The sequence below is a fragment of the Acetobacter vaccinii genome (genome assembly GCF_008365315.1).
GTDB lineage: Bacteria > Pseudomonadota > Alphaproteobacteria > Acetobacterales > Acetobacteraceae > Acetobacter > Acetobacter vaccinii.
This window is the reverse complement of record NZ_CP043506.1, coordinates 1,914,714-1,930,984: the sequence shown is the minus strand read 5'-3', so window position 1 is coordinate 1,930,984 and position 16,271 is coordinate 1,914,714. Positions and strand designations below refer to the sequence as shown.

The following is a 16,271-nucleotide window of genomic DNA, read 5'->3' as shown; positions in this document are numbered from 1 at the left end:
ATGCTCATTCCCCTTCTCCGCCGTCTGGGCCAGACTGTCTTTGTCCTGTTCGGTATTTCCGCACTGGTATTTGCCGTCTTTTTTGCAACACCGGGAGCAGACCCCACCGCCCGCATAGCCGGGCGTAATGCAGCCCCGCAGACATTGGAAAAAGTCCGCAAGGAATACGGCTTTGACCGCCCCCTGCCTGTGCAATACGCGATTATGATGAAAAAGCTGTTCATCACGCGCGATCTTGCCTCCTACGCTGACAGGGGCGAGCGCGTGGTGCCAGAAATTATCCACGCTGCGCCGGTCACACTCTCGCTGGTCTGCGGGGCGGCCATTGTCTGGACTGTGGTCTCCATAACCATGGGGGTAATTGCTGCAGCCCTCAAAGGCACATGGGTTGACCGTGGGTTGATGGCGCTCGGGCTTGTTGGCATTTCCATCCCGGTTTTCTGGCTGGGGCAAGTCACCAACCTGATTACCCAGAACCGCTATCATGACACCTGGCTGTTTTCCTGGGTACCCGGGCCCGGCTACATTCCTTTTTCGGAAGATCCGACAGGGTGGTTCAAGGCTCTTGTCATTCCATGGTGTGTGCTGGCGGTCATGTTTATTGGCATTTACAGCCGTGTACTGCGGGCCGATCTGGTTGCCCTGTCGGGTGAGGACTTTATGCGCACAGCCCGCGCCAAAGGTCTGTCACCCACCCGTATTCTGCTCCGGCATGGGCTCCGCACCGCCATGATTACGTTTGTCTCGCTGTTTGGCATGGATTTTGCACAGCTTGTCGGTGGAGGAGCGCTGCTGACCGAAGTGGTGTTTGGCCTGCCCGGTGTCGGGCGGCTGACATATCAGGCGCTCAGCAGTATGGACCTGCCGCTGATTATGGCCACTGTCATGTATTCCGCCGTTTTTGTGGTGATCGCCAGTGCTGTGGTGGATATGCTCTACCTGCTGCTAGACCCGCGTGTGCGGGACGGAAGCCAGAAGTAAGGTTGTCGCACCCGCAGGAGATCAGGCCCCTTTGCGCTGGGCCTCGCGCACCAGGTCATGCACAAATGCCAGCTTGAGGCGCACCCCTGCCGTCAGGACAAAAGGATAAAAATCGGCCAGCCCCATGGAGCGGTTGAGACCATTGACCGCATATGTCAGGGGCACCCAAGCTGCCATGATGTCATCAAACGTCATATCCGCATACGGATCACCCAGATCGGGCGGGGGCAATGTGCCCGCGATCTGCGGCCCAATGGTCATGCCACAGGACAGCGCGGTATCAAGCGTTGCGATAATATGGAAATAATGCGCCCATGTTTCCGCAAAATCTTCCCACGGGTGGGCCGTGGCATAGGCGGTCACATGTTTTTCCTGCCAGTTTGCAACAGGTGGATGTTGATAATGAGCGTGCAGGGCCGAGGCGTAGTCGCTCCGGTCATCTCCAAAAACACGGCGGCAGGCTTCCAGGCGTCCCCCATCGCGCACCAGAATATTCCAGTAATAATGCCCGATTTCGTGCCGGAAATGCCCTAACAGGGTGCGGTAATACTCCCCCATATCCACGCGCATACGTTCGCGGTAGGCATCATCCGCTTCCCGCGTGGCAATGGTGATAACACCGTTGTCGTGCCCGGTGACAATACTGCCTGAGGCATCGGGCGGGTCATCCAGAAAGTCGAACACAAGGCCACCGAGCGGGTCTTGCAGCCTGGTTTTAAAAGGCAGCTTCAAACGCAGAATGGTGTAAATCAGCCTGTGTTTGGCAACCTCCAACTTGCGCCACTGCTCATGCTTTTCGGGGCTGGAGAGGTTGGGGATAAGCCTGTTGAACTGACAGGCCAGACAGAACCCTCCGGCTTGTGCCCCCGGTGGGGCCAGCCAGTTACACACCCCATGGTCATGGTTGGCACAAAAGCGGCGCGGGCCTTCCGATGCCTCCAAAGGCTGCCAGAGCCCTGCCCCCAAAGGCCGCAGAGCTGACAATGTTGTTGTTTCAGGCAGGAACCCAAGAACAGCACCGCACTGTTCACACTTGGTATTTTCAAACGACAGCAGAGTCCCGCAAACCTGGCAGGCAAAGGTTTTCATGGTGCTGTGTCACAGCCTCCTAAACACGGGCCACTGCGGGTGTGCGTATGTGGGCTGCCTCGTCCATGTCCAGCAGGTGGCAGACATCCATCTGCACATCCAGCGTGGCCTTGCAACAATCCAGCAGGCCGGTCACGGGGGCCGCATCGGCGGGGACACTGGCAACCGCAAGTGGGACATGGCCCTCCGCCGCCAAGCGCCCGGACGTGGTGTCAAACCCCAGCCACCCCAGCCCCGGCAGCAGCACCTGTGCCCAGGCGTGCAAATCCGCGCTCAGGGTTTCATGCCCGCCTTCCTGCACGGGCTGGAGCAGATAGCCCGATACAAAGCGGGCAGAATACCCCAGTTGCCGGGCCAGAACGACCATAAGCCACGCCGTGTCACGGCAGGAACCACACGCCCTACGCAGGGTTTCCTCTGGCGGCAGAACACCGGGCTCCATCCGGCGCTCATAGCGTATACGCGCGGCGATCATGTGGTTCAGCGCCACAAAACGCGCCACAGGCTCTTCCGGCAGATCGGGCAGGCAGGCGTCAAGAAAAGCTGCGGTTTCCTGCGTACAGGCAGTTGGCAGGGTGTAGGCCTGTTCCTCAGGTCCATCCGCCTGCCAGAAGGCCCCATCAGGCAGCCCATCACGTGGGTTATAGGGGGTCATGTCCACCACCAGGTCCACCATGATTTCAAACGTACTCACCTGCTGCCCAAACTGCACATGCGCGGCAGTATTGCCCGCCCAGTCCCGTGCCCATGACAGGCTGGCCCCGGCAGGGCTGACCGCAAGCGCGTAGGACAGAACAGGAGTACGACAGTCCGCCATAGGTCGCAGCCGTATGGTCTGCACACCCAGGGTAACGGGCCGGTCGTACCGGTAGTGCGTACGGTGCACCAGCCTGACATGAGAAGTCATGAAATAACGGTCCTGCCCTTTCGACCCGGCCTGCCAGAGCGTGCCTGCCCCAAAAACATATCAGTAACAAAAATGCATGCAAGCATTGCGCGGCAACAGGTTAACAAAATTCGCTGCAATCTTTTTTCTCTTGGCAAGCCTCGTAAATCCTGCTCCCGTTAATTCAGGATCGCAACAATCTGACGCAGCCCTGCCTAGCCGGAAGCCCCAGCGTCAGTCCGTTACAGACGGGAGGCCCTTGATGAATGACGCCACACTTGCCCCCACCCCCACGCAGCCCGGCGGGCTGCTGGACAACTACAGGGTTCCCGATTTTTTCTGCGAACTGATGAACCGGCATGACCCCTACCCCGCCACCTTGCAATGTGTGCGGGACAGGCTGGCCACAATGGACCTGGAGGAACTGCGCCAGCGCACCGCCGCCGCCGAAGCCCAGCTCTACAGAATGGGTATTACCTTTACCGTTTACACAAACCGCGAAGCCATAGACCGTATCCTGCCGTTTGATGCCATACCCCGCGTTATTACCGCCGCCGAATGGTCCCATATTGAACGCGGTGTGCAACAGCGGCTGAACGCGCTCAACCTGTTCCTGCACGACATCTACAACGACCAGAAAATCCTCAAAGACGGGATTATCCCCGCAGAACTGGTACTGAAAAACCCGAACTACTGCGAGGCCATGGTGGGCCTTAAAGTGCCGGGAGGTGTTTATGTACACGTCAACGGCACAGACCTGATCCGTGATCGGGATGGCCGTTTTCTTATTCTGGAAGACAATGCCCGCACACCCTCTGGCGTTTCCTACGTACTGGAAAACCGCCACATGATGCTGCGGCTCATGCCTGATCTGGCCTCGGGCCTGCCGATCCGTTCTGTTGAAGAATATGGCCCCAGGCTGCACCAGACCTTGTGCGAAGTCGCCCCCGATGGGGTGGAAGACCCACAGGTGGTGCTGCTCTCCCCCGGTATTTATAACTCCGCTTATTTTGAGCATGTTTTTCTATCGCGCGAAATGGGGGTACCACTGGTTGAAGGCAAAGACCTGTTTGTTGAAAACCACCGTGTTTTCATGCGGACTACCATGGGGCCGCGCCCTGTCCACGCCATTTACCGCCGCCTGAATGATGAATTTCTGGACCCGCTGGCCTTTAACCCCGACAGCCTGCTGGGCGTGCCTGGGCTGATCGAAGCCTATCGGCGTGGCAATGTCACACTAGCCAATGCGCTGGGCACCGGTGTAGCGGACGACAAAGCCGTTTACGCTTACATGCCACGCATTATCCAATACTATCTGGGGGAAGACCCCATTTTGGACAACGTGCAGACCAATATCTGCGCCGAGCCTGAGGGGCTGGCCTACACACTGGCCAACCTGGACAAACTGGTTGTAAAACCTGTTGGTGAATCCGGTGGTTATGGGCTTCTCATAGGCCCGCACGCGACCCGTGCGGAGCTGGAGGAGTTCCGCCAGAAACTGCTCCAGGACCCTGCCAATTACATCAGCCAGCCAGTGATCGGCCTGTCTGTGACCCCGACCCTGTGCCCGGATGGGGTGGAAGCACGGCACGTTGACCTGCGCCCCTTTGCTCTGGCCGGACGGTCCATCTGGGTGCTGCCGGGTGGCCTCTCACGAGTGGCACTGCGTAAAGGCTCGCTTGTCGTCAATTCCTCCCAGGGGGGTGGCTCCAAAGATACATGGGTGATGGCATCATGACGGATATGGCTCTGAACTCTCTCCTGTCCCGCTATGCGGAATGTATGATGTGGCTGGCCCGCTATATGGAGCGGATGGAAAATCTGGCCCGACTTCTGGAAGTAACCGAAACCTTTGTGCGGGATTCCGAAGGGCAGACAGCCTGGGACTCCATCATCAGCATCAACTCGGACGAAGAGCTGTTTCGGACACTGCGCCCAGCAGGTCAGCAGGCCGATGCCGTGCTGTTTTACCTGACCGAGCGTGACAACCCTGGCTCTGTCATTTCCATGGCGCATGCCATACGGGAAAACGCGCGCGCTGTACGCCCTCTTGTTTCGATTGAGCTTTGGACACAGCTTAATGTTTTCACACGCTGGCTGCTGGACCTGACCCCGCAGGATATAAAGCCTAACAGCCTGTCCACCCTCTGCACCCGCATCCGTCTGGAATGCCAGACCCATTATGGCATTGCGGAAGGCACACTCTACCGGGATCAGGCATGGCTGTTCTACAGGCTGGGGAAGCACCTTGAACGCTGCGACCAGATTACTCGTCTGGTCGACATCCGCTACCACATGCTCTTACCGCGTGAGGAAAAACCCGGTTCTGCCATAGATATTACCCAATGGACGGCAGTGCTGCGCTCGGCTGCGGCCTACCATGCCTTCCGCCGTTTGCGGCCGGTTACGGTCACCCCGGCCAATATTGTTGGCTTCCTGCTTAAAAACGATGGCTTCCCCCGCTCGCTGGCAGCCAATCTGCGGCAGGTTGATGATGTGCTGGGCCACCTGGCCACCCATGGTGGCTTACGCAACCAGTGTGCCCCCCTGCAGGAGTGCCTTGATGAACTGCGGGCATCACTGAATGACCAGACAGCAGGAGATATTATCCTGCGCGGCCTGCATGATTATATGAACTGGGTGCAGGTCCACATCTCCCAGATCCAGAGCGCCATTGCCTGCACCTTCTGGCCACAGGCCCCTACTGTCACGGAGACTGCGGCAGCACTGCAACCGGCGCAGCAGTAAGAGCAATTCCCAGCCTGGAAAAATTACAAGCTATAAATAATAAAAACCCCTCAAGAGCAGCATCTTGAGGGGTTTTTATTGAGGCTTACATAAAGTCTGATGTCAGATAGGAGACTTTATGCAAATAAAGTATCAATATTAATGCTCCATATCAAGAATAATATGAATCATTAAGCTATTTTTATTTTACACCAGCAGCAAAAAACGCACCTGTTTACGGGAACAGCTTCCTGCACACTCGCCATGCCACAAGGTAGAACGAGAGATACAGGAACGGAATAAACAGGATAATACCTTCAAGGTCACCTAGCATGTCACAGCTCCCCTTCCGGGTTGGCATCAAGCTGGACATCAAACATGGCGCCAGCAGCGGCAGAAATCAGGGCGATCATGACCGTTCCGACAACCCAGGCAAAATACCAGGGCCCCTGGTCACCCACAAACACCGCAAACAGCAGTGCGACAATCAGCACCAGCCCCAGGCCAGCGCAACGCAGCAGCGTTATCATGGCAGTTTCTCCCTTTAGTAGCTGTGCGTATCCTTGATGATATCGGCCGTATGCACCTTGCCGCGCATGACGTAATAGCACCAGGATGTGTAGGACAGGATGATCGGCACAAAAATGAGCGCCACCACCAACATGCAGATCAGACCGTAAAGACTGGCGCAACTGTTCCAAATTGTCAGGCTCTGGTCCGGCGCTGTGGTCGAAGGCATGAAGAACGGGAACATCGCAGCACCAACAGTGCCGATTGTACCAATCCAGGAGGCCAGACCCATCCACCAGGCGACATGCGGGCTATTGGCACGCACCAGCAGCACACCCCCCAGCATACCCGCCAGGCCGAGTGCTGGCAGCAGCCACAGGACAGGGTGCAGGTCGTAATTATGCAGCCAGGCTCCGACCCCCATGCTTACATGCTGGCCATGCATCGGGTTGGACGGCATGCCGGGGTTACCACTGTCCAGCACAAAGCCCTGAATATGCCCGATCCAGGCCCCACCAACCACAAACAGCAGAGCGGCAATAACACCGCCACGCTGGGCATAGCGCCGTGCGCGGGAATAAATGGGATCATCCGCGCGCATCATCAGCATCACACCGCCCTGAAACACGCTCAGCGCGACAGACATAAGCCCGCACAGAATGGCAAACGGGTTGATCAGATAGCTCAGGAACGAACTGTCCTGAAAATACTGCCCGTCCCAGGCGAAATGATACCCCACGCCCTGCAACACATTGCCGAACGCCGCACCGTAAACAAACATCGGCAGAAAGCCCGAGACCAGAAAAGCCCAGTCCCAACTGGCCCGCCAGTGGGTTGAGTCCACTTTGGAGCGGTATTCAAACGCCACCGGCCGCAGGATCATGCTGAACAGCAGCAGGATCATAACGACATAGAACACCGAGAACGACGTGGCATAAAGAGTGGGAAAAGCCGCAAAAATTGCGCCACCACCCAGGATAAACCACACCTGATTACCGTCCCAGTGCGGGCCGATAATATTCAGCGCGGTGCGGCGCTCGGCATCGTTACGGCCGACAAAGCGCAGCAATGTGCCAACACCCATGTCCATGCCCACCATCAGGCCAAGCCCGATCAGCAGCACGCACAGCAGGCCCGCCCATGTCAGTTTGAGAATAGTATAGAGGTCCATTGTAGCAGTCCTCCCTTAGTGCGCGACAGCAGACGCTGGTGCGTGTGTATCCGTACCATGTGCGTCATGCGGTTGCGGGCCAAGCCGTGCGAACTTGAACATCAGATAGAGTTCAGCCGCGATGAAAATGCTGTAAAGCAGCGTAAAACCGGCCAGCGAGAATATCATATACCCCGTGCCATGGGTGGAGGCGGACATAAAGGTGGGCAAACGCTCAAACACAGTCCAAGGCTGGCGGCCTGCCTCTGCCGTAATCCACCCGAATTCGGTTGCGATAACCGGCAGCGGAATGGACCACAGGCACAGCTTGAGGAACCATTTGTTGCGTTCAAGCTGGTTCTTCAGGCTCAGGTAAGACGCCATCGCGAAAATGACAAAGAAGTAAAGCGACAGAAACACCATCAGACGGAACGCCCAGAATGTGACAAACACATTGGGCAGAATGTCAGGCTTGGTCTGCGCCACTACAGTCGCAAGCTGGTCAGGCGCAATGGCCGTAACATCCTGGTTGGGCGCGTGGCGCGTGGCCAGCAGGCCATAGCCCATGTCATTCTGGTGGGCCTGAAAAAGGTCCAGGTCAGCCTGCTGGTGTGTTTCCCCATACCGCCGCAGGGCCGTAATGGCTGTAATGCCAGATTCAATACGGGGGCCAGCGGCGTCCTGCAACTCGTGCATGCCCGTAATGGGGGTGTGGAAAGTATGAGTAATCAGCGGTGTCAGCACATAGGGCACGCCAATTTCAAAATAGCTTTCCTGCGTGGCGTCATCAGGCAGGGCTGCGACAATCCAGGGCTCATACGGCGGCTTGCTGGTATGCCACAGGCCTTCAATCGCTGCGATCTTGGTCGGCTGGTGTTCGTAATCCAGACGCCCCAGAACATCGCCCAGCGTAATGACCGCAACTGTGGAAATAATGCCAAACACAGCGGCCATACGGAAAGAACGGGCCGCAAAATGCCTGTGTTCACGCCGCAGAAGGTAAAAAGCGCTGATACCCATGACAAACAGAGACGCAGTCACATAGCCAGCAACCGACGTATGCACAAACTTGGCCTGTGCATCGGGGTTGAAGACCACACCCACAAAACTGTCAAAGGTCATACGCATGGTTTCGGGGTCAAAATGCGCACCGACAGGCATGTTCATGCTGGCGTTGGCAACTAGAATCCACAAGGCAGACAGGTTGGAGCCAAGAGCCACAATGTAGGTGACAGCAAGATGGGCAGGTCTGCTCAACCTGTCCCAGCCAAAGAACATGATCCCGACAAAGGTTGATTCCATAAAAAACGCCATCAACCCTTCGATAGCCAGCGGCGTGCCGAACATATCTCCGAAAAAGCGGGAATACATGGACCAGTTTGTGCCGAACTCAAACTCCATCGTCAGGCCTGTTGCCACACCCAGCGCGAAGTTAATGCCAAACAGCTTGCCCCAGAACTGGGCCATATCCTTGTAAATCTGCTTGCCGGTCACGACGTACACCGTTTCCATCGCCGCAAGCATGAATGTCAGCCCCAGTGTCAGCGGGACAAACATGAAGTGGTAAAGGGCCGTAAGCGCGAACTGAAAGCGCGAAAGGTCAACCACTGTGGGGTCAATTAAATCCATTGTTCCAGACCTTGTATTGCAGAAAAAACAGTCGCTTGCCTTTTAGCTTTTCATGTCTGCCCCCCCTTCGGGCCATACGCGCCCGCCCTCCACCCGTAAAACCCGATGCATGCACGCCTGAACATCCTGGCTATGGGTCATGCACACGATGGTAGCCTCCGGCCGGGCCTGTAGCAGTGCTGCCATAAGCGCCTGCGCTGTTGCAGCATCCAGCCCCTGTGTCGGCTCATCCAGAACCAGCCATGGGGCTGGCCGCAGGAGCGCCTGGGCAATGGACAGCCGCCGGGCCTGCCCCCCTGAAAGCCGCAGCCCTTCGTTACCAAGCAGAGTATCCAGCCCATCGGGCAGGCTGGCCACAAATGTGCCAAGGCATGCGGTTTGCAGGGCTGCCAGCATCTCGGCCTGTGTGGCATCCGGGTTGGCAAGCCGCAGGTTGTCACGCATGCTGCCTGCAAACAGGTAGCTGTCCTGCGCGGCAACACTGATGAAACGGGACAGGCTTTCCGCACCTGTTGTCTGCACATCCACCCCGCCGAACAGAACATGACCGGCCTGCGGCTGCCAGAAGCCAAACAGAAGGTTGATCAGGCTGCTTTTGCCAGCACCGGACGGGCCAACAATAGCCACATGCTCGCCCTGCCTGATTGACAAAGACACCCGGTCAAACACCGGCACATCCGCGCCCGGATAGCTAAAAGACACGGCATCCAGCACCAGATCATATGGCGCTTGCGGCTGCGCGGGCGCGGTGGTTCCCTGATCCTGCTCCGGGTCCCCACAGCGTTGGGTCAGGCGGTCTGCCGCCACCTGCGCTCTGGCAGCCGCCAGACGGGCTGTTGGCAGGGCGGATATGACATCAAAAGCGGCCAGAACACCCAACACCAGCATCGGCAGTTCCGGGGCGTCCAGCACCCCGGCCTGTAGAGCCTGAGCCGCACACACAAGCACGACAAAAGCTGTCACAAACATGGCCAGAGTAACGCCGCCTGCCGCAAGCCGTTCCATAACGGCCAGCCGCCTGTGCACCGCATTCAAACCCTGTTGCTGCTTTGCCATGGCAGCATAGCGCGCGGGCATGGCCCCCAGCGTCATATTCTCGCCAAGATTTTGCAGGGTCTCAGCCATCGTTGCCTGTAAGCCAGCGCGCTCGTTGACAGAGCGCGCGGCCAGCCGGGCCGTAACCGGCGCTGTCAGCGCCCACACCAGCAGGGCCGCAACAGCAAGCCCACACGCCAGAACAAAAGCCGCCATAGGCAGGACACAGGCAAACACCCCGACAAACACTATCCCGCACAGCAAAGCCCGCAGGGTGGGAATGGCTGCATCTGTGTACCATCCGGTAATCTGGTCGGTTTCGGCCACAAAGCGCCCCAGCAGATCCCCACCGCGCGCATCGACCAAGCCAGCAGGTGCCTGGGGGGCCAACCGGGAATATGTCCAGCTCCGCAGTAGGCTTGTCAGACGTAGGGCACCATCATGCGTGACGACCCTTTCCAGATAGCGCGTGCCAATACGCACCATGGCAAAAAAGCGCACACCCGTAGCAGGCAACACGATATTAAAGGCCCGCGCAGCTGCCTGCCCTGCAAGCCCCGCAGCAGCGGCCCCTGCCAGCAGCCAACCGGACAAAAACAGCAGCCCGAAATTGGCCAGCCCCGCCATACAGGCCAGCAGCAGGCTCAACGCCAGATGCCCCCGCACAGGTGCCGCAACATGCCAGAAGTGAGAGAGCGCTTTGCTCCGAGCCGTAGCCCCCATGGCAGCGTATTTGTTCATGCCACAGTCTCCACCGCGGGCATGGGGGCCTGGACAACCCGCCCGCCACTGACATGCAGGACAGTGTCAGCCCGCGCCGTCAGCGCCGAGTGGTGCGTTGCCGCAATCACAATACGCCCGATTGTGCAGCCCCTTATGGCATCCGCCACCCGCAGGGCGCTGGCCGGGTCAAGCCCTGCTGTAGGTTCATCCAGCACCAGCACGTCCGGGTCACGCAACAGCGCACGCGCCAGCGCCAGTCGCCTGACCTGCCCGCCTGACAGCTTGCTGCCACGCTCGCCTAACGGAGTGTCAAACCCCTGAGGGAGAGCCATGATAAAACTCAGAGCGTCCGCCTGTGCGGCAACACGGCGCAATGCCTCAGTGTCCGCATCCGGTGCACCAAGGCGCAAATTATCCGCCACAGTGCCAAAAACCAACAATGGCCGCTGCGGCACCCAGGCCATACGGAGCCCTGCAACACACAACGCCTGCCCGTTTCTGCCATACGCCGCAACATGCCCGGCGGACGGCTGCAAAAAGCCCAGCACGACAGCAAGGAGAGAGCTTTTACCCGCACCACTTGCCCCTTCCAGCACTGTCAGCCTGTTGCGAGCAAAACAGCAGGTAACATTCTGCAACACGGCTGTCTGGCCATCGTAGGATGCAAAAACACTATCACAGCACAGCTTGTCCGCCGCTTCTGACTGAAGCGGCTGTGCCCCCTCCTCTGCCTGACGCGGGGATATAGGAAGAGCGAAAATATCCATCAGGCGGGTCATGCTCGCCAAGGCATTCTGACGGGCATGATAACTGGCCGAAAAATTACGCAGCGGCATAAAGTATTCAGGAGCCAGCAAAAGCACCAAAAATGCCGAACGGAAGTCCGCTGTCCCTGCCAGCAGCCGCGTACCAAACACGACCGCAACCATGGCAATGGATAAGGACGCAAAAAATTCGAGAGAGGCAGAAGTCAGAAACGCCACCTTCATAACCGACAGCGTAACCTTGCGGTGCGCATCCGCCATGCGGGCAATGCGCTCCAGACTATCCGCAGTGCGACCAAAAAGCCGCAGAGTTTTTAGGCCTCGCAAAGCATCCAAAAACCCACCGCCAAGCAGGGTCATGCGCACCCACTGCTGGTCCATCAACGCCTGCGCCCGATACCCCACCAACACCATGAACACAGGCACAAGCGGGCCTGTACACAGCAATATTAGCAGGCTCCACCCATCCACCCCGGCTACAACAGCAAGAATAAGCAACGGCTGCACCACCATTCTGGCCGCAGCGGGCATATACCGTGCAAAATAAGGCTCCAGCGCCTCCACCCCGTCGGACAGAAGAGTCAGCACCTCCCCCGCAGGCAGGCGGGATGTGGCAACCGGCCCGGCCTTAGCCAGGTGCTCCAGAGCATCCTGCCGGACGGACGAAACAACCCGTAGTCCGGCCTGAGTGCCCGCCATGTCTGACAAAAACTGTGTCGTAATAGTCGCAGCCAGACAGCCAAGCAGTACCCACACCCATTGTGTGGACAACGAGGGAACCTGACCGTGGAATGCTGCATTATCAACAAGCTGAGCCAGACCCACAAACACAACCACCAGACAGACAGCCGACAACCCGCCCAGCGCAACGGACAGCAACAGCCACCCCCTGACACGCCGCGCCAAGCCTGCGACCTTTCTGCCTTCCTGCTGATGAATGGTTGAACCCGCCATGTGGCACTCGCACCGAAACCTTTAATTATTAATTTCACTAACTATGAAATTATTGCGCGTCAAGAAATTTCCCAAACCGACCAGCCCTGCCGCCAAAAGGAATTGAAAACAAAAACATACAATTCTCCATTCCACCCATACAATAGAGCATCAATATAATTTGAAATTATAAATAATATGATAATACTATATTTTATATATCCAGAATTAATGTGGTTTTTGATTCATTTAATAGGGGAACCAACACAGAATTCACAAAAATTTTAGACAAAGAAGAAAAAACAAAAGCGGGTGGCAAACAAAATATTTGCTACCCGCTTTGTGGATATACCGATAAAATTACAAAAATTTTGATATGTTTTATTGAAAATTAAATAAGACCCGTTGTATCGGCCTCTCCCGTTAATTTAAGTAATTTTTTATATTCTTCCTTTGCCTGCTCTTCAAAAATCTTTACATACTTAAAAATCACTTCATCCATTTCATCTAATGATTTTGCACTCTTTAATTGCTCACGAAATTCAGGGGGTAATTTTTCATAGCCTGCCAAAGATTGGATATCATGCATCGCTGAAGCATGGGCTTCCTGTACCTCCTGAGCTTTTTCTTTTCCTGTTTTTTCTAAAATATCCAATTTGTTCTTTAATTTTTTATCAAATTCTATTTTTTCAAAAACAGCCTCCTCTTCAGCTTCTTTTTGCATTTGCTCTGTTATTTCCAGAGCAAGCGTCTCTGAGGTATGGGCATCGTTTAACTTGCACCAATGACAGACAACCCGCGCGATATTTGCTTCAGCCTTTGCGCCTGGCACCTGCCCCCGCCAGAGTATGACCACTTCCTCCTTATCTGGCTGGGCAATAATAGTATCCAGACGCAGGTCAACGGGCACTGCGTGGTCTGCCTCATGCAAGACAGCGGCCGCATAGGGCCTGAAGTCGGGCATCGTGCATATCAATTCTGCATGCGTGGGATGCATATTGTAAAAATACATTTTCTCGAAACCGGCAGGTTCCCCCACCGCCTGTTGCCCAGTAGGGGCAGCATTGGCATAGCTCAAATCATAATCATCAGGCGGCAGTGGGGCACGAAACAGAGACCACCGCCTGTCCCGTGTGCCCAGTTTTTTCTGTCTTTGAGCAAACATAGCGGGAACAGCCGCAAAATTAACCGGCTCGGGCCTTGCCTCGGGCGTCCATGGCTTGTCTGAGACCCCTTCTATCATTGGAAGGTGATAGACTTCACCCTCAACGCCATCCAGCACTTCTGCATCCTGCCCCAGACCAAACGGATTGCGTAGGTCAGACAACCCACCAGCACTATATTCCCACCGTAAAGGCAGTTCTGCCACCGGGGCAGGCCCCTGCACGACCCAGCGTCCAGCAGGATCGCGCACAGCTTTACGCGGCCCAATAATGCGGGCCATTTTTTCCATAGGCCCAAACCTGAACCCTGCAACGGACTGCGTTGTAGCCGCCCCGTCTGGTGCATAAAAATTACCCTGAATGATAAAATCAAGATTGGGTTTAAAGCCCTCCATATCATTCGGCCATTGCAGGCTGCGGCCAATTTTATCCTGAAAAACGCTATCCCCTGTAAATTCAGGCGGCTCTGCATTTGGTTCTGCTATAGCGTCATGCTTGAGCTGGAACAGCCCTTTCATGACCAGAACATAACCAGCCTGCTCCTCCTGGTTATGTTGTACCCCGACCAGAGCTAAGGGAGTTTCGTTTTCAATTTCCATGACATTCCCCGAGTGACTGATGTGAAAAATATTGAAAATCACCCTGTAGGCGATTTTTGATCCACCTTAAGTGACCCACTAGCAAGCGCCTGTTCAGTACTCCCACCAGAAACAGAAGCAGTGCTTTTTCCGACAGCTTCTATTTTTTGTGGTGTTAAAAATACATGGCTCCCCTCACTATGCTTCCCACTCTCTATTTCCTTGTACATTTTTTTGATTTTTACATTTACTTTTTCTATCTTAAGCGATGTTCCCAAAATACGTTTTTTCAATTTTTCCACACTCAAACGATGTTCAATTTCTATAGCATCCAGGACACTCGCCAACATTTGTTCAGGAACGCTTCTTGCTTGTTGCTTCCTAGTTTCATAATTTTCATTTTCCAAAACAAGACGCATTTCAAGAACTTGCAATTCTTCTTTCAATTTTTGCAATTCTTTATTCCACTCAATTGGAGTTCCCGCAGTTTTTGCCGTATAATTCACAATTTTTTCAGAACCCATCAAAGAAATATTTTTTCCTAAAATATACGCATTTTCACCATTAAGTTCTATCGCGGCACCAGATCCAGTATTTAATGATATTTTTTTCGCACCAAATAAATTTAATTCTTTCCCATAGAGAGAAATTTCTCCATTACTTTTTATGACTATGCTGGAGTGTCCACACTGTATCCGTGCCTCTTCCACAGTCATGCCCAAACTATATTGGTGCTTTCCTTTTAATATTGAATTAGGAATCCAATCCGGGGATTTCCCGATATTTTTTTCCTTACTCATAAAGCCAGCTCGTGTAATGACAGAGACCATTGCAACAGCAAGAAAAAGAGCATCTCGTGCATCTTGCAAACGAAAAAGTACATGAAAAACTGTTTCTGATGACACAATTTTTTGGACATTTTTATTTGTAGAGGATGCCGCCACAACACCTCCAGCAACCAGCAACTTATCAGCAACATTGAAACTGAGTTTTGCTCTATTGGCCCACTTTACTCTATCAGAACTCCATGCCTTATTAAGATCTGTATCAATAGAAAGATTGAAAGATGTATTGACTGTTTCTTCAAATTTATCAGAAAAACCTAACGTTTTTTTAGAAAAAATCTTTGCGACGCCATCTCCCAACCAGCATTTTTCTATCGGCCCTTTTTTTCCACTTAAACTATAGTAAAAAGCCTCATCCAGGGATGATTCACCTTTTAGACTATAGGAAAAGCCACCCGAATTAGATAGTGATGCCGTCATTTTTGATGAAAACGATAATCCAACACTCACACCACTACTGGCAACACTGATAGAAAATTTAGAAGAACGCCCAAATTCGTACCCATACTTACTCGCATAATTTGTCCACTTCACCTCCGAAACAGGAGTTCCAGGCAAACTACTGGCTGTGACTTGAATTGTTTCACCATTACTCTTACTTGCTGATATACCAAACGTTTCCTGCTTATAGTTGTTTGAAAAAATAGAAACATTATCAGACGAATACAACAGTAAACCCGTCATCCACTTTTGTGGCTTACCATCAGCCTGTTTTTCTGACGGATATCCTGCACTCTTTTTGAGTTTTTCTCTTTCATCTTGAGTGTTAAAATAGGCATGATCTTCTACTTTAGGATCAAACTGCCCAAGCCGCACAATATAACTATAGTCTTGCCCTGAATCGTCGTGGGGAACAGCATAAACGATAGACGGTTTTTCATCTTCTTTTTTGGTGTTGTCGCTCATGCCAGATTTTCCTTTTTCTGTGTCAGGTTAGCACCAACAGTCATCAGATTTTTATTATGTATCTTAGCAGGTCTTACCGATGACTGCCCCCTCTTCCATTCGTCAGACTGACTTTACGGAAGCCTAAAAGATTTTCAGAAAAAATCAAAACATGAGAAAACAATCGAGTGAATTGAATATTTTATTTTAAATGACCTAGAAAAAATTCAGAAATATCGCGGTATTTATTTAAAATTATTTATTGTTTTTATTGGTTTTGTTTTTTTATTTCAATTAATCAAACAATCATTCTTGACTAAAAAATGTCCCACACCAATACCATGCCCCATACCCTATTACAGGCAGATGTGCG

The 16,271-nt window shown here is 54.0% G+C and carries 12 protein-coding genes; 3 read left to right on the top strand and 9 right to left on the bottom strand.

Annotated features, from left to right (window positions below; genetic code table 11):
- Positions 1-981, top strand: coding sequence for an ABC transporter permease (locus tag FLP30_RS08645; RefSeq protein WP_149279464.1), 981 nt, complete (start codon positions 1-3; stop codon positions 979-981).
- A 21-nt stretch (positions 982-1,002) separates the two neighbouring features.
- Here the strand turns inward: FLP30_RS08645 and FLP30_RS08640 are convergent, their stop codons facing one another.
- Entirely contained in the window at positions 1,003-2,070 is a 1,068-nt protein-coding gene (locus FLP30_RS08640; protein ID WP_149279463.1) for a zinc-binding metallopeptidase family protein, read from the bottom strand.
- A gap of 19 nt (positions 2,071-2,089) precedes the next feature.
- The gene (locus tag FLP30_RS08635) at positions 2,090-2,977 is read right to left on the bottom strand and encodes a transglutaminase family protein (RefSeq protein WP_149279462.1); all 888 of its coding nucleotides are present in this window, start codon (positions 2,975-2,977) and stop codon (positions 2,090-2,092) included.
- Positions 2,978-3,218: 241 nt separating this feature from the next.
- Between FLP30_RS08635 and FLP30_RS08630 the strand changes: the two genes are divergently transcribed.
- Positions 3,219-4,694, top strand: a complete 1,476-nt coding sequence (locus tag FLP30_RS08630; RefSeq protein ID WP_149279461.1) for a circularly permuted type 2 ATP-grasp protein — start codon at positions 3,219-3,221, stop codon at positions 4,692-4,694.
- Complete coding sequence (locus tag FLP30_RS08625; protein WP_149279460.1) at positions 4,676-5,704, top strand: alpha-E domain-containing protein; 1,029 nt, start codon at positions 4,676-4,678, stop codon at positions 5,702-5,704. Before FLP30_RS08630 ends, FLP30_RS08625 begins: the two co-directional genes overlap by 19 nt.
- Positions 5,705-6,018: 314 nt before the next feature.
- On the opposite strand, the gene FLP30_RS08620 is transcribed toward FLP30_RS08625, so the two are convergent.
- The 7 genes from FLP30_RS08620 to FLP30_RS08590 all read right to left on the bottom strand — a co-directional run bounded on the left by FLP30_RS08620 (position 6,019) and on the right by FLP30_RS08590 (position 15,919).
- Positions 6,019-6,213: a hypothetical protein gene (locus FLP30_RS08620; protein ID WP_149279459.1), complete on the bottom strand. Its 195-nt coding sequence runs from the start codon at positions 6,211-6,213 to the stop codon at positions 6,019-6,021.
- 14 nt (positions 6,214-6,227) lie between these two features.
- The gene (cydB, locus tag FLP30_RS08615; RefSeq protein ID WP_149279458.1) at positions 6,228-7,364 is read right to left on the bottom strand and encodes a cytochrome d ubiquinol oxidase subunit II; all 1,137 of its coding nucleotides are present in this window, start codon (positions 7,362-7,364) and stop codon (positions 6,228-6,230) included.
- Positions 7,365-7,379: 15 nt separating this feature from the next.
- Entirely contained in the window at positions 7,380-8,972 is a 1,593-nt protein-coding gene (locus tag FLP30_RS08610; protein ID WP_149279457.1) for a cytochrome ubiquinol oxidase subunit I, read from the bottom strand.
- 42 nt (positions 8,973-9,014) lie between these two features.
- Entirely contained in the window at positions 9,015-10,748 is a 1,734-nt protein-coding gene (gene cydC / locus FLP30_RS08605; protein WP_246856475.1) for a thiol reductant ABC exporter subunit CydC, read from the bottom strand.
- Positions 10,745-12,448, bottom strand: coding sequence for a thiol reductant ABC exporter subunit CydD (gene cydD, locus FLP30_RS08600; protein ID WP_149279456.1), 1,704 nt, complete (start codon positions 12,446-12,448; stop codon positions 10,745-10,747). Before cydD ends, cydC begins: the two co-directional genes overlap by 4 nt.
- Positions 12,449-12,818: 370 nt before the next feature.
- Positions 12,819-14,189 (bottom strand): DUF2169 family type VI secretion system accessory protein, encoded by a 1,371-nt coding sequence (locus tag FLP30_RS08595; protein ID WP_149279455.1) that lies wholly within the window; start codon positions 14,187-14,189, stop codon positions 12,819-12,821.
- Positions 14,190-14,227: 38 nt separating this feature from the next.
- Entirely contained in the window at positions 14,228-15,919 is a 1,692-nt protein-coding gene (locus FLP30_RS08590; RefSeq protein WP_149279454.1) for a peptidylprolyl isomerase family protein, read from the bottom strand.
- Between the last annotated feature and the right edge of the window lie 352 nt (positions 15,920-16,271).